The organism is Kitasatospora sp. NBC_00039 (assembly GCF_045160625.1).
Classification (GTDB): Bacteria; Actinomycetota; Actinomycetes; order Streptomycetales; family Streptomycetaceae; genus Kitasatospora.
The window spans coordinates 5,488,262-5,511,063 of the sequence record NZ_CP108289.1; the positions used below are offsets into that span (position 1 = coordinate 5,488,262).

At 74.3% G+C, this 22,802-nt stretch carries 20 protein-coding genes and 1 pseudogene; 12 read left to right on the plus strand and 9 right to left on the minus strand.

Features of this window, described 5'->3' with window-relative positions:
• Positions 1 to 141 precede the first annotated feature (141 nt).
• Positions 142 to 357, minus strand: coding sequence for an acyl-CoA carboxylase subunit epsilon (locus OG286_RS24470; RefSeq protein WP_396321340.1), 216 nt, complete (start codon positions 355 to 357; stop codon positions 142 to 144).
• Between the two features lie 40 nt (positions 358 to 397).
• Positions 398 to 1,978: an acyl-CoA carboxylase subunit beta gene (locus OG286_RS24475; protein ID WP_405360077.1), complete on the minus strand. Its 1,581-nt coding sequence runs from the start codon at positions 1,976 to 1,978 to the stop codon at positions 398 to 400.
• Between the two features lie 263 nt (positions 1,979 to 2,241).
• Between OG286_RS24475 and OG286_RS24480 the strand changes: the two genes are divergently transcribed.
• The 4 genes and pseudogenes from OG286_RS24480 to OG286_RS24495 all read left to right on the plus strand — a co-directional run bounded on the left by OG286_RS24480 (position 2,242) and on the right by OG286_RS24495 (position 7,041).
• Entirely contained in the window at positions 2,242 to 3,132 is an 891-nt protein-coding gene (locus OG286_RS24480; protein ID WP_405365776.1) for a biotin--[acetyl-CoA-carboxylase] ligase, read from the plus strand.
• 197 nt (positions 3,133 to 3,329) lie between these two features.
• Complete coding sequence (locus tag OG286_RS24485) at positions 3,330 to 4,454, plus strand: adenylate/guanylate cyclase domain-containing protein (RefSeq protein WP_396321337.1); 1,125 nt, start codon at positions 3,330 to 3,332, stop codon at positions 4,452 to 4,454.
• 241 nt (positions 4,455 to 4,695) lie between these two features.
• Positions 4,696 to 5,946, plus strand: a pseudogene (locus OG286_RS24490) (diguanylate cyclase domain-containing protein); the annotation flags it as partial.
• Positions 5,947 to 6,675: 729 nt separating this feature from the next.
• Positions 6,676 to 7,041 (plus strand): hypothetical protein, encoded by a 366-nt coding sequence (locus OG286_RS24495; RefSeq protein ID WP_405360074.1) that lies wholly within the window; start codon positions 6,676 to 6,678, stop codon positions 7,039 to 7,041.
• On the opposite strand, the gene OG286_RS24500 is transcribed toward OG286_RS24495, so the two are convergent.
• Positions 7,038 to 7,649 (minus strand): TetR/AcrR family transcriptional regulator, encoded by a 612-nt coding sequence (locus OG286_RS24500; protein WP_396321335.1) that lies wholly within the window; start codon positions 7,647 to 7,649, stop codon positions 7,038 to 7,040. The two genes, OG286_RS24495 and OG286_RS24500, sit on opposite strands and share 4 nt — an antisense overlap.
• 92 nt (positions 7,650 to 7,741) lie before the next feature.
• On the minus strand, positions 7,742 to 8,587 hold the full coding sequence (locus OG286_RS24505; protein ID WP_405365777.1) for an alpha/beta fold hydrolase: 846 nt from the start codon (positions 8,585 to 8,587) through the stop codon (positions 7,742 to 7,744).
• A 143-nt stretch (positions 8,588 to 8,730) separates the two neighbouring features.
• On the opposite strand from OG286_RS24505, the gene OG286_RS24510 reads away from it, so the two are divergent.
• Positions 8,731 to 9,219, plus strand: coding sequence for a MarR family transcriptional regulator (locus OG286_RS24510; RefSeq protein WP_396321333.1), 489 nt, complete (start codon positions 8,731 to 8,733; stop codon positions 9,217 to 9,219).
• Here OG286_RS24510 and fdhD read toward each other — a convergent pair.
• Entirely contained in the window at positions 9,209 to 10,033 is an 825-nt protein-coding gene (fdhD, locus tag OG286_RS24515) for a formate dehydrogenase accessory sulfurtransferase FdhD (RefSeq protein ID WP_396321332.1), read from the minus strand. The two genes, OG286_RS24510 and fdhD, sit on opposite strands and share 11 nt — an antisense overlap.
• A gap of 150 nt (positions 10,034 to 10,183) precedes the next feature.
• On the opposite strand from fdhD, the gene hutH reads away from it, so the two are divergent.
• The gene (hutH, locus tag OG286_RS24520; protein WP_396321331.1) at positions 10,184 to 11,767 is read left to right on the plus strand and encodes a histidine ammonia-lyase; all 1,584 of its coding nucleotides are present in this window, start codon (positions 10,184 to 10,186) and stop codon (positions 11,765 to 11,767) included.
• 35 nt (positions 11,768 to 11,802) lie between these two features.
• Here hutH and OG286_RS24525 read toward each other — a convergent pair whose 3' ends face one another.
• A complete protein-coding gene (locus OG286_RS24525) occupies positions 11,803 to 12,228 on the minus strand; it encodes a hypothetical protein (protein WP_396321330.1) in 426 nt (141 codons plus the stop codon).
• Between the two features lie 235 nt (positions 12,229 to 12,463).
• Here OG286_RS24525 and OG286_RS24530 point away from each other — a divergent pair, with 235 nt between their 5' ends.
• Entirely contained in the window at positions 12,464 to 13,333 is an 870-nt protein-coding gene (locus OG286_RS24530; RefSeq protein ID WP_396321329.1) for a MurR/RpiR family transcriptional regulator, read from the plus strand.
• Between the two features lie 33 nt (positions 13,334 to 13,366).
• On the opposite strand, the gene OG286_RS24535 is transcribed toward OG286_RS24530, so the two are convergent.
• Positions 13,367 to 13,846: an SRPBCC family protein gene (locus OG286_RS24535; protein WP_405365778.1), complete on the minus strand. Its 480-nt coding sequence runs from the start codon at positions 13,844 to 13,846 to the stop codon at positions 13,367 to 13,369.
• A gap of 117 nt (positions 13,847 to 13,963) precedes the next feature.
• On the opposite strand from OG286_RS24535, the gene OG286_RS24540 reads away from it, so the two are divergent.
• Positions 13,964 to 14,281 carry a hypothetical protein gene (locus OG286_RS24540; RefSeq protein WP_396321327.1) on the plus strand — a complete coding sequence of 106 codons (318 nt, stop codon included), beginning with the start codon at positions 13,964 to 13,966 and terminating at the stop codon, positions 14,279 to 14,281.
• A gap of 7 nt (positions 14,282 to 14,288) precedes the next feature.
• On the opposite strand, the gene OG286_RS24545 is transcribed toward OG286_RS24540, so the two are convergent.
• Entirely contained in the window at positions 14,289 to 14,486 is a 198-nt protein-coding gene (locus OG286_RS24545) for a hypothetical protein (RefSeq protein ID WP_396321326.1), read from the minus strand.
• A 555-nt stretch (positions 14,487 to 15,041) separates the two neighbouring features.
• Here OG286_RS24545 and hutU point away from each other — a divergent pair.
• The 4 genes from hutU to hutI all read left to right on the plus strand — a co-directional run bounded on the left by hutU (position 15,042) and on the right by hutI (position 20,594).
• Entirely contained in the window at positions 15,042 to 16,709 is a 1,668-nt protein-coding gene (gene hutU, locus OG286_RS24550) for a urocanate hydratase (protein ID WP_396321325.1), read from the plus strand.
• Between the two features lie 20 nt (positions 16,710 to 16,729).
• On the plus strand, positions 16,730 to 17,932 hold the full coding sequence (locus OG286_RS24555) for an allantoate amidohydrolase (RefSeq protein ID WP_396321537.1): 1,203 nt from the start codon (positions 16,730 to 16,732) through the stop codon (positions 17,930 to 17,932).
• Positions 17,923 to 19,272, plus strand: a complete 1,350-nt coding sequence (locus tag OG286_RS24560) for a formimidoylglutamate deiminase (protein WP_396321324.1) — start codon at positions 17,923 to 17,925, stop codon at positions 19,270 to 19,272. The genes OG286_RS24555 and OG286_RS24560 overlap by 10 nt, the downstream gene beginning before the upstream one ends.
• A gap of 152 nt (positions 19,273 to 19,424) precedes the next feature.
• On the plus strand, positions 19,425 to 20,594 hold the full coding sequence (hutI, locus tag OG286_RS24565; RefSeq protein ID WP_396321323.1) for an imidazolonepropionase: 1,170 nt from the start codon (positions 19,425 to 19,427) through the stop codon (positions 20,592 to 20,594).
• Positions 20,595 to 20,643: 49 nt separating this feature from the next.
• On the opposite strand, the gene OG286_RS24570 is transcribed toward hutI, so the two are convergent.
• Positions 20,644 to 22,734 carry a prolyl oligopeptidase family serine peptidase gene (locus OG286_RS24570; protein WP_396321322.1) on the minus strand — a complete coding sequence of 697 codons (2,091 nt, stop codon included), beginning with the start codon at positions 22,732 to 22,734 and terminating at the stop codon, positions 20,644 to 20,646.
• Positions 22,735 to 22,802: the final 68 nt, after the last annotated feature.

Genomic DNA, 22,802 nt, shown 5'->3' on the forward strand with positions numbered 1-22,802 from the left:
CCAGGGTGCGCCGGGGGGACGCGGTGGCGCCTGAGTATCCGTACTCAGCTTTCCGGGCAATCCGGGCGTGCCCGTGCGAGCGGACGCCGAGCAGGGGAGCCGGCCCGGCCGGCTCCCCTGCTCGGCGCACCGGTGCCGGCCCTAGCCGGCCCAGCCCGAGGTGCGCCAGACGTTGACGCCGGGGCGCGGAGTGCCCCGCAGCCGGCGGGCGCGGTCGTTCCAGGGGGAGTCCGGGCCGGCACCGGCACGGGCCGCCTCGGCGGCTTGTGCGGCGGCGGCCCGGGAGTGGACCACCGCCAGGACGGTGGCCAGCTCCTCGGGGGTCGGCTGCCCGTGCAGCACATGGATCGGGGCCATGGCTCAATCCTCTCGCGACGGCCGCTGGTGGGGGAGGGGCTTACAGGGGGATGTTGCCGTGCTTCTTCGGCGGCAGCACCTCACGCTTGCCACGCAGCGCCCGCAGACCGCGGATGATGTGCCGGCGGGTCTCGCTCGGCGCGATGACCGCGTCCACGTACCCGCGCTCGGCGGCCAGGTAGGGGTTGAGCAGGGTGTCCTCGTAGGAGGCGATCAGCTCGGCGCGCTTGGCCTCGACGTCGTCCGCGTCCGCCAGCTCCCGCCGGTGCAGGATGTTGACCGCGCCCTGTGCGCCCATCACCGCGATCTGCGCGGTCGGCCAGGCCAGGTTGAGGTCCGCGCCCAGGTGCTTGGAGCCCATGACGTCGTACGCGCCGCCGAAGGCCTTGCGGGTGATGACGGTGATCAACGGGACGGTCGCCTCGGCGTACGCGTAGATCAGCTTGGCGCCGCGGCGGATGATGCCGTCCCACTCCTGCTCGGTGCCGGGCAGGAAGCCGGGCACGTCGACGAAGGTCAGCACCGGGATGTTGAACGAGTCGCAGGTCCGGATGAACCGGGCGGCCTTCTCGCTGGCGGCGATGTCCAGGCAGCCGGCCAGGTCCATCGGCTGGTTGCCGACGATGCCGACCGGGTGGCCCTCGACCCGGCCGAAGCCGGTGATGATGTTGCCGGCGTACAGCGGCTGGGTCTCCAGGAACTCGCCGTCGTCGAGGACGTGCTCGATCACCTTGTGCATGTCGTACGGCTGGTTCGCCGAGTCCGGCACCAGGGTGTCGAGTTCGAGGTCCTCGTCGGTGACGGTGAGGTCCGCCTCCTCCGGGAAGGCCGGCGGGTCGGAGAGGTTGTTGGAGGGCAGGTACGAGAGCAGGCTCTTGACGTACTCGACCGCCTCCTTCTCGTCCGTGGCCAGGTAGTGCGCGTTGCCGGACTTGGTGTTGTGGGTGCGCGCGCCGCCCAGCTCCTCCATGCCGACGTCCTCGCCGGTGACGGTCTTGATGACGTCCGGGCCGGTGATGAACATGTGCGAGGTCTGGTCGGCCATCACCACGAAGTCGGTGATCGCGGGGGAGTAGACCGCGCCGCCCGCGCAGGGGCCCATGATCAGCGAGATCTGCGGGATGACCCCGGAGGCGTGCACGTTGCGGCGGAAGATCTCGCCGTACAGGCCGAGCGAGACCACGCCCTCCTGGATCCGGGCGCCGCCGGAGTCGTTGATGCCGATGACCGGACAGCCGGTCTTCAGCGCGAAGTCCATCACCTTGACGATCTTCTCGCCGAAGACCTCGCCGAGCGAGCCGCCGAAGACGGTGAAGTCCTGCGCGAAGACGGCCACCTGACGGCCGTCGACGGTGCCGTACCCGGTGACGACGCCGTCACCGTAGGGGCGGTTCTTCTCCTGGCCGAAGTTGGTCGAGCGGTGCCGGGCGAACTCGTCGAACTCCACGAAGGAGTCCTCGTCCAGTAGCTCGACCACGCGCTCACGGGCCGTCAGCTTGCCCTTGGCGTGCTGCTTCTCCACGGCCTTGGCGGACCCGGAGTGCACCGCCTCGTCGATCCTGCGCCGCAGGTCGGCGAGCTTGCCGGCGGTGGTGTGGGGGTCGTACGGCGCCTCGGTCATCCGGTGGCTCTCCCTGATCCATGGGCCGCGACCTGTCGAGTACTGCGCGGGCCAGGATGGGGGCCCGCGCACGAGGGCAGGGCGGCGCAACGAACTACCGTTGAGTAGCGTAGCCAGCGCGCAGGGTTTGCCGTTATGGCCAGCGACACAGTGTGTCAACGCTCGTTCTGCGGGACGATAAGGCGGCCTACGGCTTGTGGGTCCCGTCGGGCCGGTCGCGCTGCTCCGCCAGGACCGACCTGGCAGGACCTAGTCTCGTCGCCATGACCTCAGAGACCCCCCGCCGTAGTGGACTGCGCGGCTTCGGCCACGCCGGGCCGTCGCCCTGGACCGACCTGGACCGGCCGCCGCTGGACACCGAGGCGCTCCGCCGTGACCTGGTGCTTCCGGGCGGGTTCTGGACCTCGCTGGACGTCGTCACCGAGACCGGCTCGACCAACAGCGACCTGGCCGCGCGCGCCAAGGAGGGCGCGCCGCAGGGCGCCGTGCTGGTCGCCGAGGCGCAGAGCGCCGGGCGCGGGCGGCTGGAGCGGCAGTGGACGGCGCCGGCCCGTTCCGGGCTCTTCTTCTCCGTCCTGCTTCGCCCGGACGAGGTACCCGTCGAGCGGTACGGTTGGTTGCCGATCCTGGTCGGCGTCGCGGCCGCCGGCACGCTGAGCCGGGTCGCCGAGGTCGAGGTCGGCCTGAAGTGGCCCAACGACCTCCAGGTCGGCATCGGCGGCGCGGAGCGCAAGCTCGGCGGCATCCTGACCGAGCTGAGCGGCGGTGCGGTGGTCGCCGGCCTCGGCGTCAACGTCTCGCTGCGGGAGAGCGAGCTGCCCGTCCCCACCGCCGCCTCGCTGGCCCTGGCCGGCGCCGCCGTCACCGACCGGGCCACTCTGTTGCGCGCGCTGCTGCGCGAGTTCGCCGGCCTCTACACGGAGTGGACGGCGGCCGCCGGCGACCCGCACGCCAGCGGCCTGCTGCGCGCGTACGCGGACCGCTGCACCACCCTCGGCCGGGAGGTCAGGGTGCACCTTCCCGGTGACCGCGAGCTGCTCGGCGAGGCGGTGGCGGTCGACGGCGACGGCCGGCTGGTGGTCCGCACCCCCGACGGCGCCCGGCGCGCGGTCGGCGCGGGCGACGTCGTGCACGTACGCCCCGAGCCGAGCTGAGCGGGACCGGCCGACCGGGACCCGCCGGGCGGGACTCTTCACCTCCCCTTGACTCGGGCGGATGCCCCGGATCGCGCGATTCCGTGCGAACATTCCACCTGGCAGCAGTGTGAGGCGCGCCACTGCCCGCCGGGTGGCGGGCGCGCCCGGACAGGCAGGACACGAGGCAAGTGCGGCAACCGCACGGGGACGGACCGGTGGCAGAGGACGGCAGCAGCGGCGGAACGGCGGGCGGCCACGACCAGACGGTCGCGCTCGACCTGGAACGCCTGATCCTGGACGCACCACGCCGCTACACCCCGTACCAGGCCGCGCGCGCCGCAGACGTCCCGATGGAGCTGGCCACCCGCTTCTGGCGGGCGATGGGCTTCCCGGACATCGGGCAGTCCCGGGCGCTCACCGACGGCGATGTGATCGCGTTGCGCCGGCTGGCCGGGCTGGTGGAGTCGGGCCTGCTCAGCGAGTCGATGGCGATCCAGGTGGCGCGGTCCACCGGGCAGACCACCTCCCGGCTGGCCGGCTGGCAGATGGACACCTTCCTGGAGAACCTCACCCAGTCCGTCGAACCCGGCCTGACCCGTGCCGAGGTGGCGTACCCGCTGGTCGAGCTGCTGCTGCCGGAGCTGGAGCAGTTCCTGGTCTACGTCTGGCGCCGGCAGCTGGCCGCCGTCACGGGCCGGGTGGTGCAGGCCGCCGAGGACACCGAGATCACCAGCGGCCGGCTCGCCGTCGGCTTCGCCGACCTGGTCGGCTTCACCCGGCTCTCCCGCCGGCTGGAGGAGGAGGAGCTCGGCGAGCTGGTCGAGACCTTCGAGAACACCTGCTCCGACCTGATCGCCGGCCAGGGCGGCCGGGTGATCAAGACCCTCGGCGACGAGATCCTCTACGTCTCCGAGGACCCGGCCACCGCCGCCGAGATCGCGCTCTCCCTGGTCGAGGCGCTGGCCGAGGACGACTCCATCCCCGCGCTGCGGGTCGGCATGGCCTTCGGCACCGTCACCTCCCGGATGGGCGACGTCTTCGGCACCACGGTCAACCTGGCCAGCCGGCTCACCTCGATCGCTCCCAAGGACGCGGTGCTGATCGACGGCGAGTTCGCCACCGCACTGGAGCAGAACGGCAGCGTCGCCCCCGCCGACGCGGACGGGCCGGGCCTCGCCGACGTGCTGTCGGCCTCCGCCGGACTCCCCGCCTCCGGCCTGCCGGTGCCCGGGCCGGATGCCGGGCACCGGTTCAACCTCCAGCCGATGTGGCGCCGCCCGGTGCGCGGGCTCGGTCTGGTCGAGCCGTGGCTGCTGTCGCGGCGCCAGCGTTCGGAGTAGCGCGTGTCCGCGGTGTGAAGCCGGTGCGTGCCCGGCGTGGCCGAACGGTTGAAACCCGTACGGCCGCGTGGATCCTTCCCGGCAAACGGGGCATAACCGAATGAAACCGCCATAGTCTTGGTGCAAGCGGCCGTACGGGTGCAGCTTCTCGGCGGGTGCGGGCCCCGGCGGGTCGCGTCCTGGGGGGCCGAGCAGGGCCGGGCACAGGGAGCGAGGCGAGCCGGTGAGCAGTGAGGCGATCATGACGGACCGCGGCTGCGAGTACGACCGGTCGCAGCCGCCGGCCGCCGCCACCGACGGGCGGCTGAAGTCCGTGGTCGAGCTCGCCCAGGACATGGCGGGTGCCCTCACCCCGCTGGAGGCCGTCCGGGCGGCCGCCGTCCGTGCCACCGAGGCGCTCGGCGCCACCATGGCCGCGGTCTCGGTCTGGGACCGCGAGTCCGGCCGGCTGCGGGTGCTGGTCAACCACGGGGAGCTGGCGCCGGGGGAGGAGGAGCTGCCGGAGGACGAGTCCTACCCGGTGGCCGACTTCCCCGAGATCGTCACCTATCTGGAGGAGCGCTGGACCACCGGCCGCCTCCCGCGCGCCTGGCTGCAGAGCGCCGAGAGCTCCGAGCCGCACGCCGGGCACTTGCACCCCACTGCCGGCGCGTACTGCCAGGAGCGCGCCGCAGCGCTGCGCCGACGCGGACGGGCCTGCTGCGTGGTCGCCCCGATCGTGCTGCACGGGCAGGCCTGGGGCGAGCTGTACCTCGCCAGGACCGTCGGGGAGCCCGAGTTCACCGAGGCCGACGCCGACTACGCCACCCTGCTGGCCGCCCAGATCTCGGCCGGTCTCGCCCAGACCGAGCGCCTCGCCGACCTGCGCAAGCTCGCCTTCTCCGACCCGCTCACCGGCCTGGCCAACCGGCGCGCGGTGGACGCCCGGCTGGAGAGCGCGCTGGAGGCGCACAACCGGGACAACACCGTCGTCTCGCTGGTGGTCTGCGACGTCAACGGCCTGAAGCGGGTCAACGACCAGCTGGGCCACGAGATGGGCGACCGGCTGCTCGAACGCTTCGCCCACCAGCTGTCGCTGGCCGCCGCCAAACTGCCCGGCAGCCTCGCCGCCCGGCTCGGCGGCGACGAGTTCTGCCTGCTGGTCGAGGGGCAGAAGGCGGACGAGGTGGCCGCCGTGGCCGAGGAGCTGTGCGCGCGGGCCCTCGCGCTCGCCGAGGGCGAGGGCGTCGCCTGCGGGGTCGCCTCCACCGGGGACTCCATCGGCCCGGTCACCACCGCCGACCGGCTCTTCCGGCTCGCCGACGCCGCCCAGTACCGGGCCAAAGCCGCGCGCGCCGCCCACCCCGTGGTCGCCGGGCGCAGTCACGGCCCCGGCCTCTCGCCCGACCCGACCGTGCTGCTCGCCGACGCCGCGGACCCGCACCACCGGGCCGACGCCCGGGGCCGCGGCAGCGGCCGGGCCGGGGCCGGCGACCGGCGGCGGTTCCGCGGGGCCGCGCACAGCGCCGATCCGGGCCAGCTGCTCACCGCCGTGCTCGCCGCTCTGGACCAGCACGGCGTGGTCCGGTCCGTGCACCCCGCCGACACCATCGGCAAGCTGGCCGTCGTCGCGGAGACCTCCGCCCGGCTGCTGGACGCGGTCGGCTGGTGGATCTCCTACGTCCCGCCCGGCTCGCACCTGATGCGGACGGCGCAGCACGCCGTCTACCGGATGACCAGCGGGCCCAGCAGCAGCCGGGCGGAGACCCAGCGGGCGCAGATCGAGGCGCCGGACGCCGTCTTCGACCTGCGGCACTACCCGATGACCCGGCGGGCCGTCCGTGGCGACGCCTTCGCCCTGCGGGCCGGCTCGGCGGGCAACGACCCGGCCGAGGAGGCCATGCTGGTCGTCTCCGGCTATCGCGGCATGGTCGCCGCCGGCGGCCAGAACGCGGCGGGCGGCTGGCTGGTCGAGCTCTTCGCCGACGATGCCACGCTCCCGCTGGGCCAGGCCGCCTGCGCCATGCGCGCCCTGGTCGCCGTCGCCCTGTCCGGCCCGGCCTCCCCGCCGCCGGGCTGAGGCCTCGGGGCGCGGGGTTGTGCCGGTTCGGTGACCGGTCGGTTCCGGGCAGGTCGCGGTCCGGTGTGGAGGGTGCCGGGGGGTTGGGCGCGGGCGGGCGGGCGTGGGATGGTGTCCGCGGTCGGCGGGCCATGGGGGCCGGCCGGATCGGGGGTTCACACCATGCGCGCTCGTCTGACGAGCCTCGTCCTCACTACCGTGCTCGCCCTCGGCGGTGCCGCGCTCGCCACCGCACCGGCGGCCTCGGCGGCCCAGGCCGCGCCGCGCGCCGCCGCGGTGAGCACCGCCGTCCAGGGCGCGCCGGCCGCGGCTCCGGCTGCCGCGCCGGCCGCGGCCCCGGCCGTGGGGGTGGCGGCCGACCGGCACGACAGCACCCGGTTGGCCGGGTCGAAGGACAAGGCGAAGAAAAAGAAGAAGAAGGGCTTCAGCAAGATCATCGGCCTGCTCGTCGGCGTCGTGGTGGTGCTGGTGGTCATTGTGGTGATCATCGCGGTGGTCGTGGCGCTCCGCCGCCGCAACCGCGGCTAGCTGTCGCCCCCCGAGGCCCCGAGAGCGCGCAGGACCGCCTCCACGAGGCGGTCCGCGTACGCGTGGTCGAGCGGGCCGAGGCCGTGCAGCCAGCGGTAGTACATCGGGCCGTAGAGCAGTTCGACGGCGAGGTCGAGGTCGGCGTCGGCGTCGATCTGGCCGGCCGCGCGGGCGCCGCGCAGGCGCTCGCGGGTGACCTCCAGCAGCGGATCCATCAGGCGTTCGCGGTACTCGCGGAGCAGCGCCGGGTCGAGCAGGTACTCGGAGACCAGGCCGCGGCCGGTGTTGTCGAAGGCCGGGTCCACGAGCTGGTCGGCGGTCGGCCGTAGGACGGCCCGCAGGTCGGCGGAGAGGTCGCCGGTGTCGGGCAGGGCGAGGCTGCCGGAGGCGTCCTCGTTGGCGGCCTGGAAGGCGTCGAAGACCACCGCGCCCTTCGAGGGCCACCAGCGGTAGATGGTCTGCTTGCCCACGCCGGCGCGGGCGGCGATCGCCTCGATGGTGAGCTTGCCGAAGCCGACCTCGGCGACCAGTTCGGCGGCGGCGGCGAGGACGGCCTGACGGGAGCGCTCGCTGCGGCGGGCGGGGTCGGGTGTGCTGCTGCGGGTCATGGCCCCAGTCTAGCGCGATGGCGAAACGATACGTCTCGTCTTGACAGTCGCGAGGGGTGTTCCCCGCTGGGGCCGGTCGGTGCGCCGGAGGCTCAGCCGGCCTGACCCGCGGCCGTCAGCACCTCGTCGAGCCGCGCCGCGAACGCGCGGGGGTGCGTCAGATTGCCGTTGTGGCCGCCGGGGAGGCGGGTGAGGCCCGTGCCGAGCCGCCCGGCCAGCACCTCGGCGCAGCGGTAGCTGTAGACCGTCGGGTCGGTGGCCGCCCCGATGGCGGGCACCACCCGGGTGGGCCCGGCGGCGAGCGCGTCGGCCCCGGCGGCGCCGAAGGTGCTCCGGCACAGGGTGGTCAGGTCGTGGGCGAGGAAGGCTGTGAAGTCGGCCGCGCGCTCCGGGCCGAACGGCTGCGGACGCACCTCGGGCTCGCGCTCCTGGCGGGCCGGGTCGATCCCGGTGGCCGCCATCACCCCGCGCAAAGCCGCCTGCCAGCCGTCCCGGTGGAACACCTCCTGGATGCCGGCCAGCGCGTCGAGGGTCCCGGCGCACTCCTCGGCCGGCAGCAGGCGCGGTGCGGCCGGCTCGTGGGCGATCAGGGTGCTCAGCTGCCCGGGGTGGTCGTGGGCGAGCTGGAGGCCGATGAGCCCGCCGAAGCTGCAGCCGAGCATCATGGCGGGCCGGTCGGTGACGGCGGCGAGCAGTCGGTGGACGTCGTCGGCGTGCTCGGCGACGGTCGGGGTGCGGTCCGGCTCGTCGAGGGTGCTGCGGGAGAGGCCGCGCCGGTCGTACGTGACCACGGTGTAGCGGCCGGCCAGCCGGGACACCAGGTCGGCACTGCGGTCGGCGTTGCCCTCGCCGCTCTGGGAGATCAGCAGGACCGGGCCGGCGCCCTGGACCTGGTAGTGGATGCGGGCGCCGGCGGTGGTGAGCAGTGCGGTGGTCATGGCTGGGTTCCCTCCCCTGGGGCGGCCGGGTGGCCGCCGTCGGCTTCTGGACTCCACGGTAAAGCATCTATTTTGATGCATCAAGGTAGATGCATCAAAATAGATGGATCTCTTTCGATGCGTCTCTGGGATACCTTGGCCCCATGAACGGAGTCGAACTGCTGCTGCTCGGCCGGACGTTGGCGAAGATCGGCGAGGAGGCCATTCCCACCGAGGGGATCGGCAAGCACGCCACCGGCGTCAGGGCGGTCGTCGTCGTCATGAGCGACATCTACGAGCATCCGGACAGCGCCGTCGGCGAGATCGCCGCGCGGACCGGCCTGCCGCAGAGCCAGGTGTCCGCGGCCGTCGCCCGGCTCCGGGAGGCGGGGTCGATCGTCACCGGGGCCGACCCCGGGGACCGCCGCCGGCTGCTCGCCCGCCGCGCGCCCGAGCTCTCCGCCCGCCGGGCCGAGGTGGCCGCGACGCCCGTCGATGCCGCGTTGGCGCGGGCGCTCGGCACGGACGACCCGGCGGAGCTGGCCGAGGTGCTGGCGGCGCTGGAGGTGCTCGCCCGTCGGCTGACGCCCGCGTCGCTGCGGCGCCTGCGGGCGGAGGTGGAGGCGGGCGAGGGCCGGGCGGTCAGCCGGTGACGCGGTCCGGGCGGGTGTAGACGTTGGCGCCCTCGCCGCGCAGGAAGCCGACCAGGGTCAGGCCCAGCTCCTCGGCCAGGTCCACCGCGAGCGAGGACGGCGCCGAGACGGCCGCCAGCAGCGGGATGCCCGCCAGTGCGGCCTTCTGGGTCAGCTCGAACGACGCCCGGCCACTGACCAGCAGGACGTGCCCGGCCAGCGGCAGTCGGCCCGCGCGCAGCGCCCAGCCGACCACCTTGTCCACCGCGTTGTGCCGGCCGACGTCCTCGCGGGCGCAGAGCAGCTCGCCGGTCGTGCCGTCGAACAGCCCGGCCGCGTGCAGCCCGCCGGTCGACTCGAAGGTGCGCTGGGCGGCCCGCAGCCGGTCCGGCAGCCCGTACAGCAGCGCGGGCGGGACGCTCAGCGGGTCGTCCGCGACCGGGTGGCGGACGTGCGTGCGGACGGCGTCCACGGTGTCGCGGCCACAGAGGCCGCACGCGCTGGTGGTGAGCAGGTTGCGGTGGGCGGAGAGCGGGACGGCGCCGGCGCCGCGCAGCGTCGCGTCCACCACGTTGTAGGTGTTGGCGCCGGTCTCGTCCGTCCCGGCGCAGTAGCGCAGCGCGGCGAGCTCCTCCGCCGTGTGCACCAGCCCCTCGCCGACCAGGAAGCCGGCCACCAGGTCGAAGTCCTGCCCGGGGGTCCGCATGGTCACGGTGAGCGGCTCGCCGCCGAGCCGGATCTCCAGCGGCTCCTCCGCCGCCAGCGCGTCCGGCCGCGTACTGCGCGCGTCCCCCCGCAGCCGCACCACCCGCCGTCGCGCCGTCGCCCGCGTCATCGCCCCGCCACCTCCGTGCCGTCCGTCACCCCCACAGCGTGCGCCACGGGCCGGGGTAACAGAAAATCCTGCTGACCGGCGCAGTGCCCGTGGCGGCCGAATGGCCCAGGACGGTTGTCATATCTTCATTCACCTGATGTGATGGTGTATATGGATATGCACAGTGCTGCGGCCCCCCACGCGCCGCTCGTCCAGGTCGGCAAGGCCGACGTCAGTGCGGAGGACGTGCTGGCCGTCGCCCGGGGCAACGCCAAGATCGAGATCGGCCCCGACGCGCTCGCCGAGATGGCGGCCGCGCGCGCCCGGATCGACGCCCTAGCCGCCGAGCCGCGCCCCGTCTACGGCGTCTCCACCGGCTTCGGTGCGCTCGCCGTCCGGCACATCAGCCCCGAGCTGCGCGCCCAGCTCCAGCGCTCGCTGGTGCGCTCGCACGCCGCCGGGATGGGTCCGGCGGTGGAGCGCGAGGTGGTCCGCGCGCTGATGTTCCTGCGGATGAAGACGCTGGCCTCCGGCCGGACCGGCGTGCGCCCCCTGGTCGCCCAGACCATGGCCGCCATCCTCAACGCCGGCATCACCCCGGTGGTCCGCGAGTTCGGCTCGCTCGGCTGCTCCGGCGACCTCGCGCCGCTCTCGCACTGCGCGCTGGTGCTGATGGGCGAAGGCGTGGCGACCGGCCCCGACGGCGTCGAGAAGCCCGCCGGCGAGCTGCTCGCCGCGGCCGGCATCGAGCCGGTCGAGCTGCTGGAGAAGGAGGGCCTGGCCCTCATCAACGGCACCGACGGCATGCTCGGCATGCTGGTGATGGCCATCTCCGACCTCCAGCGCCTGTTCACCACCGCCGACATCACCGCCGCGATGACCCTGGAGGCGCTGCTCGGCACCGACAAGGTGCTCGCCCCCGAGCTGCACGCCCCGATCCGCCCGCACCCCGGCCAGGCGCTCTCCGCCGCCAACATGCTGGCCGTCCTCAAGGACTCCGGCCTCACCGGCCACCACCAGGACGACGCGCCGCGCGTCCAGGACGCCTACTCGATCCGCTGCGCCCCGCAGGTCGCCGGCGCCGGCCGCGACACCCTGGCCCACGCCGCACTGGTCGCCTCCCGCGAGCTGGCCGCCTCGGTCGACAACCCGGTGGTGCTGCCGGACGGCCGGGTCGAGTCCAACGGCAACTTCCACGGCGCCCCGGTCGCGTACGTGCTGGACTTCCTCGCCATCGCCGCCGCCGACCTCGGTTCGATCTCCGAGCGCCGCACCGACCGGCTGCTCGACAAGGCCCGCTCGCACGGCCTGCCGGCCTTCCTGGCCGACGACCCGGGCGTGGACTCCGGCCTGATGATCGCCCAGTACACCCAGGCGGCGCTGGTCAGCGAGAACAAGCGGCTCGCGGTGCCGGCCTCGGTCGACTCGATCCCGTCCTCGGCGATGCAGGAGGACCACGTCTCGATGGGCTGGTCCGCCGCCCGCAAGCTGCGCCAGGCGGTCGAGAACCTCGGCCGGATCCTCGCCGTCGAGCTGACCGCCGCCTCCCGTGCGCTGGAGATCCGTCAGCAGGCCGACTCCAGCGGCACGGTGGCCCCCGCCACCGCCGCCGCCATGGCGGCGGCCCGCGAGGCCGGGGTCGGCGGCGCCGGCCGCGACCGCTTCCTCTCGCCGGACCTGGAGGCCGCCGCCGCGCTGGTCGCCTCCGGCGCGCTGCTGCAGGCGGTCCAGAAGGTCACCGGGCCGCTGGCCTGACGCACGCCCACGCGGCCGTCGTGGAGCGGGTGGGCTCAGTCCCACTCGCTCCGCGACCGCTTCGACCGGCGCTCGTCCCGGCGGTCGGACAGCACGGCGGCGAAGTTGACCCCGACGATGCCGGTCCAGCAGACCACCAGGCCCATGAAGCCGGTGAAGCCGTTGGTGCCGCCGTCGGTCGCGATGGCGGTCAACGGGATGCCCAGGACCAGCGAGACCAGCGGCAGCCGGTTGCCGGAGCGGCCGAACGGGCGGCGGCGCAGGTGCTCGGCCGGCCCGTAGTCGTCGAGCCGCTCCGAGACCCGGCGCTCCACCCGGGCGTCGAGGCGGGCGTCCATCCGTGCGTCGAGCCGGGCCAGGAACGAGTCGACCAACTCCGACTCGTACTCCTTGCCCAGCTCTTTGCGGGCCTGCAGGGTGGCGTCGAGGTCGCGCCGCAGTTCGTCCTGGCGAGTGTCCATGCCGCCAAGCCTGGGCCCGCGGTACGCCGCCGGTCCATCGGTTCGCGCGGTAATCGGGGCGGACTCAGGGGGAAATCAGGGTCCCCCCGAGACGTGCCCGGGGGCCTCGTCCGGGCGCCGGTCCCACCCCTCGGGACGTCTCACCGGGCGTCCCGGCGTACGAGACGTCTTTGCCAGCGGGCGCGCGCTGCTGCACAGTCGTCGTCCGAACAGCTCGCACCCGGAGGTACTGCTGATGACCGCCACCGACGACACCGGCACGGTCGGCCCCTCCGCCCGGCTGCTCCAGCTCTTCGAGGGCCACCGGCTCACCCCCACCCAACGCCGGATCGCCCACTCACTGGTCCGGCACGCCACCGAGGCCCCGTTCCTCTCCAGCGTCGAGGTCGCCGAGCTGGCCGGCGTCAGCCAGCCCTCCGTCACCCGCTTCGCGGTGGCGCTCGGCTACGACGGCTACCCGGCGCTGCGCAAGCAGCTGCGCGAACTGGGCGCGGGCGAGCCGGCCGCCCCGGAGACCCCGGCCGACGCCGTCCGCAACGAGCACCAGCAGGCCGTCCTCGCCGAGATCGAGCACCTGCGCCACCTCGCCGAACTCCTCGCCGACCCCGAGCCGATCACCCGCGCCGCCCGCCTCCTCGCCGCCTCCCGCCCGCTGCCCGTCCTCGGCCTGCGGGCCGCCTCCGCGCAGGCCCGTGGCTTCGCCTACTTCGCGGCCAAGGTGCACCCCGACATCCGGCTGCTCGACGAGGGCGGAAGCATGCTCGCCGACCGGCTCGAACAGGCCGCCGCGGCCGGCGCCAGCGCCCTGCTCTGCTTCGCGCTGCCGCGCTACCCGCGCGAGCTGATGGACGCCCTGGCCGTGGCCCGGGAGTGCGGGTTGACCGTCCTCACCGTCGCCGACAGCGCCTTCGCGCCGGTGGCCAAGCTCTCCGACCTGATGCTGCCGGCCGCCGTCGGCACCGGCCTGGTCTTCGACACTGCCTGTGCGCCGATGATGCTCGGCCGGGTGCTGCTGCAGACCATGTGCGACGAACTCCCCGGCGCCGAGGCCCGGTTGGAGGCGATCGAGCAGGCGGCGGCGGCGCGCGGTCTCTTCCTGGAGTAGAAGGGGCCCGGAGCGGCCGGCGGCGGCCGGCGGTCAGCCGACGAGGGCGGTCCGGAGCCGCTCCAGGGTGGCGCGCATGCCGGCCCGGTTGGCCGCGGCCCGCCGCTCCGGGGAGACCCCGGTGAAGACCTTGCCGAGCAGCTCGGCGAACGGCGCGCTGCGCCCGGTGCGCAGGTCCCGCCAGTACTCGGTGACCGTCGTCCCGCCGTTCCCGTCCGCCGCGAAGCGGTAGCCCCACTCGGCGATCGGGATCCCGAACGAGTCGACCCGGAAGGCGAATTCACGGTCCGGGTCGGCGACCGTCACCCGGCAGGTGGTGAACCAGACGAAGAGCCCGCGGCGGTTGAACCCGACGAACCGCTCGCCCGCACGGAGCGACCCCCGGCGGGCCCAGACCGCGCGGCACTCCGGGCTCCACTCGCCCGTCCGGCGCACCTCGCTGACGGCCCGGTATGCGGCGGCCGGTCCGGCCGCCACCGTGACGCTCTCCTCGACGCTCCACTCGCGGCCCATTGCGGCCCCTCCCCGATCGCTCCCGCCCGGTGTCGGCGCTTCTGCGCGCGCAAGTGACCGTACCGTCACGTTGCCGATCCGCCCAGGGCGGGTATCACCCTGTCAGGGGGTGCCGCCATGCGCGTGATCCACGAGATGAAGTTCGTCGGCCGGCTCGCCTCCGGCGCCGACGAATGGTCCTGCCCCGCCTGCGGACGCCGCGTCACCCTGCGCCGTCTGCCCGACCCCGAGCTCGTCGTCCTCGACCCGGGCGATCAGAGCGCCGTCCACGTCGGCGTCATCGAACCCGACGCCGGCACGGCCGCCGCCGAGAAGTACGGCCTCGGCCCGGTCCAGGAGATCCCCCGCCCGCCCCGCCCGGCCACGCCGGACGACGACGACCGCCGCTGGCTCGCCGAGATCGGCATCGACTGGGACGGCGACGCGGCGGCGTGACGCGCGCTCAGCGCCTCGGGGCGTACAGCGGCAGATCGTCGGTGCGCAGCTCCGGCGGCAGGGGTGCTGCGAGCGGGACGGGCTCGCCGTACTTGCCGTGCAGTACGCCCTGGTAGGCGCCGTCGCGCGGGTAGGTGTAGAGCGTCCGGAGGCCCGTGCGGGGATCGATCGAGAGCAGCGCGGCAACGCCGGCGATCGCGACCACTCGGCCTTGGCCGTGATGCCGCCGGCGCGCTCGGAGCCGGAGACCACCTCCACGGCCAGTGCGACGTCGTGCGGGTCGGCCAACCAGTCGTCGTCCTCCTCCCAGTCGGTGGGGAGGACGACGAGATCGGGTGTGGCGTAGTCCTCCGTGTTGTCGGGCATGGAGACGGACGACACCTCGAAGGTGCCGGGCCCGCTCGGCAGCCGCGACTCGAGCTGGATCCTCAGCCGGCGCACGGTTCCCGCGTGCTTGCCGCGAGGAGTGGGGCCATCACCAGGGTTCCTCCGATGATCTGGACGCGGAGGCCGATGCTCCGTTCGATCTCCTCTGCCGCGTCGCGGAGTCTGCCCGGTCGCACGCTGATGGCCGCCATCGTGTCCTCCGCTCCCTGGCGCATGGGCCGAGTGGCTGGTGTTCGCCGGGTTCAGGGTAGCGCTCGGGGGTCATCGGGGCGGGTGCTGATCGGATGTGGTCGAGGTCTGGTCGGGAGCCGAATGTTTGGATATATTCATTCGGACAAAGTCTGAATGGATTCATCCGTAGGGAGGCCCGGACATGGTGCAGCAGACGAGCGGACCGCGTGAGGTGCGTGCGGCGCGCGGGACGGCGCTGACGACGCAGGGGTGGCAGCAGGAGGCCGCCCTGCGGATGCTGATGAACAACCTCGACCCCGAGGTGGCCGAGCACCCGTCGAAGCTGGTGGTCTACGGCGGCACCGGCAAGGCGGCCCGCGACTGGCGTTCCTTCGACGCCATGGTCCGCACGCTGCAGACGCTGAAGCAGGACGAGACCATGCTGGTCCAGTCCGGGCGTCCGGTCGGTGTCATGCAGACGCACGAGTGGGCGCCGCGGGTGCTGATCGCCAACTCCAACCTGGTCGGCGACTGGGCCAACTGGGAGGAGTTCCGCCGGCTGGAGAGCCTCGGGCTCACCATGTACGGGCAGATGACGGCCGGGTCGTGGATCTACATCGGCACCCAGGGCATCCTCCAGGGCACCTACGAGACCTTCGCGGCCGTCGCCAACAAGCGGTTCGAGGGCACCCTGGCGGGGACGATCACCCTCACCGCCGGCCTCGGCGGGATGGGCGGCGCCCAGCCGCTGGCCGTCACCATGAACGGCGGCGTGGCGATCTGCATCGACTGCGACCCGTCCCGGATCGCCCGCCGGATCGAGCACCGCTACCTGGACGTCGAGGCCAGGAACCTCGCCCACGCGCTGGAGCTGGCCACCGCCGCCCGCGACAAGAAGCAGCCGCTCTCCATCGGTCTGCTGGGCAACGCCGCCGAGCTCTTCCCGCAGCTGCTCGCGATGGACGCGCCGATCGACATCGTCACCGACCAGACCAGCGCCCACGACCCGCTGAGCTACCTGCCGATCGGCGTCTCCTTCGACGACATGGCGACCTACGCGGCCGAGAAGCCCGCCGAGTTCACCCAGCGCTCGCGCGAGTCGATGGCCAAGCACGTCGAGGCGATGGTCGGCTTCATGGACGCCGGCGCCGAGGTCTTCGACTACGGCAACTCGATCCGCGGCGAGGCCCAGCTGGCCGGCTACGACCGCGCCTTCGCCTTCCCCGGCTTCGTCCCGGCGTACATCCGGCCGCTGTTCTGCGAGGGCAAGGGCCCGTTCCGCTGGGCGGCGCTCTCCGGCGACCCGCAGGACATCGCCAAGACCGACAAGGCCGTGCTCGACCTCTTCCCGGAGAACGAGTCGCTGCACCGCTGGATCAAGATGGCCCAGGAGAAGGTCCACTTCCAGGGCCTGCCCGCGCGCATCTGCTGGCTCGGTTACGGCGAGCGGGACAAGGCCGGCGAGCGGTTCAACGACATGGTCGCCTCCGGTGAGCTGTCCGCCCCGATCGTCATCGGCCGCGACCACCTGGACTGCGGCTCGGTCGCCTCCCCGTACCGCGAGACCGAGGCGATGCTCGACGGCTCCGACGCGATCGCCGACTGGCCGCTGCTCAACGCCATGGTCAACGTCGCCTCCGGCGCGTCCTGGGTCTCCATCCACCACGGCGGCGGCGTCGGCATCGGCCGCTCGATCCACGCCGGCCAGGTCACGGTGGCCGACGGCACCGCGCTGGCCGGCGAGAAGATCCGCCGGGTGCTCACCAACGACCCGGGCATGGGCGTCATCCGGCACGTCGACGCCGGCTACGACCGGGCCGACGAGGTCGCCGCCGAGCGCGGGGTCCGCGTCCCGATGGGTGAGCTGTGAGCTCCGACAGCTTCGAGGAGATGTGGGCGGAGCTGCTCCCCGTGGGCCGCTCCGCCGCCTCCGGCGGCTACCGCCGCTTCGCCTGGAACTCCGCCGACGCCGAGTGCCGGGCCTGGTTCGAGGAGCAGGCCCGCAAGCGCGGCCTGACCTACGAGCTGGACCGCAACGGCAACCAGTGGGCCTGGCTGGGCGACCCGGCCGCCGGCGGCGCGGTCGTCACCGGCTCGCACCTGGACTCCGTTCCGGACGGCGGCGCCTACGACGGCCCGCTCGGCGTCGTCTCCTCCTTCGCCGCCCTGGACGAACTGCGCGGCAGGAAGGCGGACCTCACCCGGCCGCTGGCGATCGTCAACTTCGGCGACGAGGAGGGCGCCCGGTTCGGCGTGGCCTGCATCGGCTCCCGGCTCAGCGCCGGCGTGCTCGGCCGGGAGGCCGCGTACGAGCTGCGCGACGCCGACGGCGTCCGGCTGCCCGACGCGATGGAGAAGGCCGGCTACGATCCGGCCGTGATCGGCGCGGACGGCGACCGGCTGGCCCGGATCGGCGCCTTCGTCGAACTCCACGTCGAGCAGGGCCGCTCGCTGGCCGAGGGCCAGCCGGTCGGTGTGGCCAGCGCGATCTGGCCGCACGGCCGCTGGCGGTTCGACTTCCACGGCGAGGCCAACCACGCCGGCACCACCCGGATCGAGGACCGCCGCGACCCGATGCTGACCTACGCCAACACCGTGCTTGCCGCGCGGAAGAAGGCGAAGCTGGCGGGCGCCCTGGCCACCTTCGGCAAGGTCGCCGTCGAGCCCAACGGCACCAACGCGATCGCCTCGCTGGTCCGCGGCTGGCTGGACTCCCGGGCCGCCGACGAGGTGACGCTCAAGGCACTGGTCGAGGAGATCGAGCGGGCCGCGTACGAGCGCGGCGAGCGCGACGGTGTCCGGGTCGAGCTGACCCGCGAGTCCTACACCCCGGTGGTGGACTTCGACGGCCCGCTGCGCGACCGGCTCGCCCGTCGTCTCACCAGGGACGGGGCCCCCGGCGGTGTGCCGATCCTGCCCACGGGCGCGGGACACGACGCCGGAATCCTGGCATCGGCGATCCCGACCGCCATGCTGTTCGTACGTAACCCGAGCGGCGTCTCGCACTCCCCGGCCGAACACGCCGAGACGGCCGACTGCCTGGCCGGAGTCGCCGCCCTCGCCGACGTACTGGAGGACCTGGCGTGTCAGTGACCTACTGGGCGCAGTACGCCTGGCTGCCGCACGTGAACGGGCCGGTGGTCGAGCAGGACGTGCTGATCGCCACCGGGCCCGGCGGCCGGATCGCCAAGGTGACGCCGGACAGCGGGCCGTGCCCGCCCGGCGCCGTCCGGCTGGAGGGGCTGCTGCTGCCCGGCCAGGCGAACGCCCACTCGCACGCCTTCCACCGGGCGCTGCGCGGCAACGTCCAGGTCGGCTCCGGCACCTTCTGGACGTGGCGCGACACCATGTACCGGTTCGCCACCGCGCTCGACCCCGACAGCTACCTGGCGCTGGCCACCGCCGTCTACGCCGAGATGGCACTTGCCGGGATCACCGCGGTGGGCGAGTTCCACTACCTGCACCACGCGCCCGGCGGCGTCCGCTACGACGACCCGAACGCGATGGGCGAGGCGCTGATCGAGGCCGCCGCCCGGGCCGGCATCCGGATCACCCTGCTGGACACCTGCTACCTCTCGTCCGGCTTCGGCGCGGAGCCGACCAAGCCGCAGCGCCGGTTCAGCGACGGTGACGCCGACGCCTGGGCGGAGCGCGCCGACGGGCTCAAGCCGCGCGAGCACGCCCGGATCGGAGCCGCCATCCACTCGGTGCGGGCGGTACCGGCCGAGCAGCTCGGCACCGTCGCGCACTGGTCGGCGATGCGCAAGGCCCCGCTGCACGTCCACCTCTCCGAGCAGACCGCCGAGAACGACGCCTGCCTCACCGCGCACGGCGTCACCCCGACCCGGCTGCTCGCCGACCACGGCGCACTCGGCCCGCGCACCTCCGCGGTGCACGCCACCCACCTCACCGACGAGGACATCAAGCTCCTCACCGACACCTCCACCAGCATCTGCATGTGCCCCACCACCGAACGGGACCTCGCGGACGGCATCGGCCCGGCCCGCCAGCTGGCCTCGGCCGGCTGCCCGGTCACCCTCGGCAGCGACAGCCACGCCGTCATCGACCCGTTCGAGGAGGCCCGCGCGCTGGAGCTGGACGAGCGGCTGCGCACCCGCACCCGCGGCCACTGGACGGCCAACGCGCTGCTGCGGGCCGGCACCGAGGACGGGCACGCCTCGCTCGGCTGGCCGGAGGCGGGGCGGATCGAAGCCGGTTCGCTGGCCGACTTCACCGTGATCGCGCTGGACTCGGTGCGCACCGCCGGACCGCCGCCCCGGCTCGGTGCCGAGATCGCGGTGTTCGCGGCCTCCGCCGCCGACGTGCGGCACGTGGTGGTCGGCGGCCGGCACGTGGTCAGGGACGGGGTGCACCAGCTGGTGCCGGACGTCCCGGGCGCGCTGCACTCCGCGATCGCCGCGCTGAGCTGCTGAGCTGCTGAGCTGCTGAGCCGTCGAGAGGCTGAGCGGCTGAACTCCCCGTCACTCCCGGGGGCGGGGCGGGGGCCGATCCCGCCCCGCCCCCGGGTCCATCCGTCCGTGAAAGGTCCCATGTGAGCACCCCGAGCAGCCCCCGGAGCCAGGGCATGCCGAGCACCTTGATCACCGGTGTCGGCAGCCTGGTCACCAACGACCCCGCGTACGGGACCGGGCCGCTCGGCCTGCTCACCGACGCGGCCGTGGTGGTGGACGGCGGCACGATCGCCTGGGTCGGTCCGGCGGCCGAGGCGCCCGCCGCCGACGAGCGGTTCGACGCGGCGGGCCGGGCGCTGCTGCCGGGCTTCGTCGACTCGCACGCCCACCTGGTCTTCGCGGGCGACCGCACCGCCGAGTTCAACGCCCGGATGTCCGGCCAGTCGTACTCCGCAGGCGGGATCCGCACCACGGTCGCCGCCACCCGGGCCGCGAGCGACGCCGAGCTGGACGCCAACCTGGCCCGCTTCGTCCGCGAGGCACTGCGGCAGGGCACCACCGCGATCGAGTGCAAGTCCGGCTACGGGCTGACGGTCGTGGACGAGGCCCGGGCGCTGCGGATCGCCTCCTCGTACACCCCCGAGACCACCTACCTCGGCGCCCACGTCGTCGCCCCCGAGTTCGCGGACGACCCGGCCGGCTACGTCGACCTCGTCACCGGCGACATGCTGGACGCCTGCGCGCCGTACGCCCGCTGGGTGGACGTGTTCTGCGAGAACGGCGCCTTCGACGGCGACCAGGCCCGGGCCGTCCTGACCGCCGGGATCGAGCGCGGCCTCACCCCCCGGGTGCACGCCAACCAGCTCTCCTACGGGCCGGGTGTGCAGCTCGCCGTCGAACTGGGGGCGGCCTCCGCGGACCACTGCACCCACCTGACGGACGAGGACGTGGCCGCGCTGGCCGGTTCGGCGACGGTGGCCACGCTGCTGCCCGGCGCGGAGTTCTCCACGCGCGCCGCCTACCCGGATGCGCGCCGGCTGCTCGACGCAGGCGCCGTGGTCGCGCTCTCCACCGACTGCAACCCGGGCTCCAGCTTCACCAGCTCGATGGCGTTCTGCATCGCGGTCGCGGTCCGGGAGATGGGGATGACGCCGGACGAGGCGGTCTGGGCCGCCACCGCAGGCGGCGCGCACGCGCTGCGGCGGACGGACGTCGGGACGGTGACGGTGGGTGCCCGGGCCGACCTCCAGCTGCTGGAGGCCCCCTCGCACGTCCACCTCGCCTACCGGCCCGGGGTGCCGCTGACGGCGGCGGTCTGGCGCGCGGGCGTGCGAGAGGTCTGACGCCGAGGGCCGGCCCCCCGCACCCCGGTCCGGGTGCGGGGGGCGTCCGTCACCGGCCCAGGCCCAGCGAGCGCCGGATGAAGTCGAGCTGGTGGTGGTGGAGGTTCTCCGCCACCGACTCGTCGGAGGGCGTGTGGGTGGTGCCGCTGAGCGGCAGGAGCTCGTGCGGGCGGCCGGCGGCCAGCAGGGCGCCGGAGAGCCGCAGGGCGTGGACGGGGAACACGTTGTCGTCGGCGAGGCCGTGGACGAGCAGCAGCGGGCGGCGCAGCCGGGGAGCGTCGCCGACCAGCGAGCACGCGTCGTAGCGCTCGGGGTGCTTGTCGGGGTGGCCGAGGAAGCGCTCCTGCCAGTGGGTGTCGTAGAGCCGCTGGTCGGAGGGGGCCGCCCCGGCGACGGCGGCGTGGAAGACGTCCGGGCGCCGGAGGACGGCGAGCGCGGCGAGGTAGCCGCCGTAGGACCAGCCGCGGATGGCGACCCGGTCGAGGTCGAGCAGCCCGGGCCGCAGGCGAGCGGTCTCGTGCAGGGCGTCGACCTGGTCCTCCAGGGCCGGTGTGGCCTTGTCCCCGAACACCTCCTTGTCCCAGCGGGGGCCGCGCCCGGGGGTGCCGCGGCCGTCGACGGCCAGCACGGCGAAGCCCTGGTCGGCGAACCACTGGGAGACGAGGTCCCACCAGGCGCCGGCGGTGGTGACCTTCTGCTGCGCGGGCCCGCCGTACGGGTCGAGGAGGACGGGCAGCGGGCCGTCGCCGGGGCGGTGGCCGGCGGGCAGGAAGAGTGCGGCGCGCAGGTCGCGCCGGCCGAGGCGGAGCAGTTCGGGCCGCGCGGTCAGGACGGGCGGCTGCGCGTGGGAGGCGACGGGGAGCGGCGGGCGGCCGTCGCGCCGGACGCTGGTCCGGCCGGCGGGGGCTCCGGGCTCCCGGGTGGTGAGGACGAGCGTGCCGCCGCGCCGCACGCCGGTGTGGAGGCCCGGTCCGTCGCTCAGCCGCCGGAGGCCGGCGACCGGTTCGTACAGCCAGAGGTGGGTTTCGGTGGGCTCGGTGGTGGCGGTGAACAGCACCTGCTCGCCGTCGGTCCCGGTCACCTCGCGCAGCTGGAGCCCGGCCGGGGTGACGGGCTCGCCGTCGACGGTGAGGTGCCGGGTGTCGCCGTGGTCGGCGGAGCCGACCAGCGCGCCCGCCGCGGTGCGGACCGGCAGACCGGGGACGAGCTCGACCCAGCGTTCGTCGCGCTGCTCGGCGAGGAGCCGGGTGGTGCCGTCGGCCGGGTCGACCGCCAGGGTCAGCACGGTGTGCTGGTCGCGGCTCTGCACGGCGGCGAACGGGCCGTGCCCGTCCCACCCGGCGGCGGCCAGGTACTCGTACGCCGTGCGGTCCCAGCGGACCTCGGTGCGGGCGCCGTCCAGGCCGAGCAGCCAGAGCGAGACGTCGGCGTTGGCGGTGCCGGCCAGCGGGTAGCGGATGACGCGCGGCTGCTGCTGCGGGTTGGCCGGGTCGGCGAGGTGGAGGCGGCTCAGCGGGCCGTTGTCGACCCGGGTGGCCAGCAGCCGGGTGCCGTCCGGGGACCACCAGTGGGCCCGGGTGCGGAACATGGACTCGGCGGCGACGTGGTCGGCGACCCCGTACGTCACCTCCTCCTGTTCGGGTTCGGCGAGCGCCCGGTCGCCGCTGCCGTCGGCCTCGACCACGCGCAGCGCGCCGCCGCCGGCATAGGCGATCCGGCGGCCGGCCGGGTCGAGGCGCGGGTCGTACACCTCGGTGGCGGTGGGGACCGGCCGGACGGTGCCGGCGGTGGTGTCGGCGAGCCAGAGCGCGCCGCCGAGGGCGAAGGCGGCCAGCCGGCCGGTGGCGTCGGTGGAGTACGCGGTGATGCCGGTGGTCAGGACCCGGGCCCGTTCGCGGCGGATGCGCTCGGCCTCGGGAAGTTCGTCACCGGGGCCGGCGAGCGTGGACGGATCGACGACCAGCCGTTCCCGGCCGGTGGCGGTGTCCAGCGCCCAGAGGCAGGAGAGCGGGTCGTCGCCGGCCCGGCTGCGCAGGAAGAGCACGGTGCCGCCGTCGGCGGAGACGGCCGGGTGGACGGGGGTGCCCAGGGTGAAGCGCCGGGTGCGGGCGAGCTGGCGGGGGAGGCTGTCGGTCGGCATCCCGACACCTTCGCACGGCCGGGCGCGGGCGTGCGAGGGAAATCGGCCGGGGCCTCGGACACGGCCGG

Coding starts and splice junctions, on each gene's coding strand:
- OG286_RS24535 (WP_405365778.1), bottom strand. CDS start 13,846: ATGGGCCGCGAGTGGAGCGTCGAGGAGAGCGTCACGGTGGCGGCCGGA.
- OG286_RS24540 (WP_396321327.1), top strand. CDS start 13,964: ATGCGCGTGATCCACGAGATGAAGTTCGTCGGCCGGCTCGCCTCCGGC.
- OG286_RS24480 (WP_405365776.1), top strand. CDS start 2,242: ATGACCTCAGAGACCCCCCGCCGTAGTGGACTGCGCGGCTTCGGCCAC.
- OG286_RS24570 (WP_396321322.1), bottom strand. CDS start 22,734: ATGCCGACCGACAGCCTCCCCCGCCAGCTCGCCCGCACCCGGCGCTTC.
- hutH (WP_396321331.1), top strand. CDS start 10,184: ATGGATATGCACAGTGCTGCGGCCCCCCACGCGCCGCTCGTCCAGGTC.
- hutU (WP_396321325.1), top strand. CDS start 15,042: ATGGTGCAGCAGACGAGCGGACCGCGTGAGGTGCGTGCGGCGCGCGGG.
- OG286_RS24530 (WP_396321329.1), top strand. CDS start 12,464: ATGACCGCCACCGACGACACCGGCACGGTCGGCCCCTCCGCCCGGCTG.
- OG286_RS24500 (WP_396321335.1), bottom strand. CDS start 7,649: ATGACCCGCAGCAGCACACCCGACCCCGCCCGCCGCAGCGAGCGCTCC.
- OG286_RS24470 (WP_396321340.1), bottom strand. CDS start 357: ATGGCCCCGATCCATGTGCTGCACGGGCAGCCGACCCCCGAGGAGCTG.
- fdhD (WP_396321332.1), bottom strand. CDS start 10,033: ATGACGCGGGCGACGGCGCGACGGCGGGTGGTGCGGCTGCGGGGGGAC.
- hutI (WP_396321323.1), top strand. CDS start 19,425: ATGCCGAGCACCTTGATCACCGGTGTCGGCAGCCTGGTCACCAACGAC.
- OG286_RS24525 (WP_396321330.1), bottom strand. CDS start 12,228: ATGGACACTCGCCAGGACGAACTGCGGCGCGACCTCGACGCCACCCTG.
- OG286_RS24495 (WP_405360074.1), top strand. CDS start 6,676: ATGCGCGCTCGTCTGACGAGCCTCGTCCTCACTACCGTGCTCGCCCTC.
- OG286_RS24510 (WP_396321333.1), top strand. CDS start 8,731: ATGAACGGAGTCGAACTGCTGCTGCTCGGCCGGACGTTGGCGAAGATC.
- OG286_RS24505 (WP_405365777.1), bottom strand. CDS start 8,587: ATGACCACCGCACTGCTCACCACCGCCGGCGCCCGCATCCACTACCAG.
- OG286_RS24555 (WP_396321537.1), top strand. CDS start 16,730: ATGTGGGCGGAGCTGCTCCCCGTGGGCCGCTCCGCCGCCTCCGGCGGC.
- OG286_RS24475 (WP_405360077.1), bottom strand. CDS start 1,978: ATGACCGAGGCGCCGTACGACCCCCACACCACCGCCGGCAAGCTCGCC.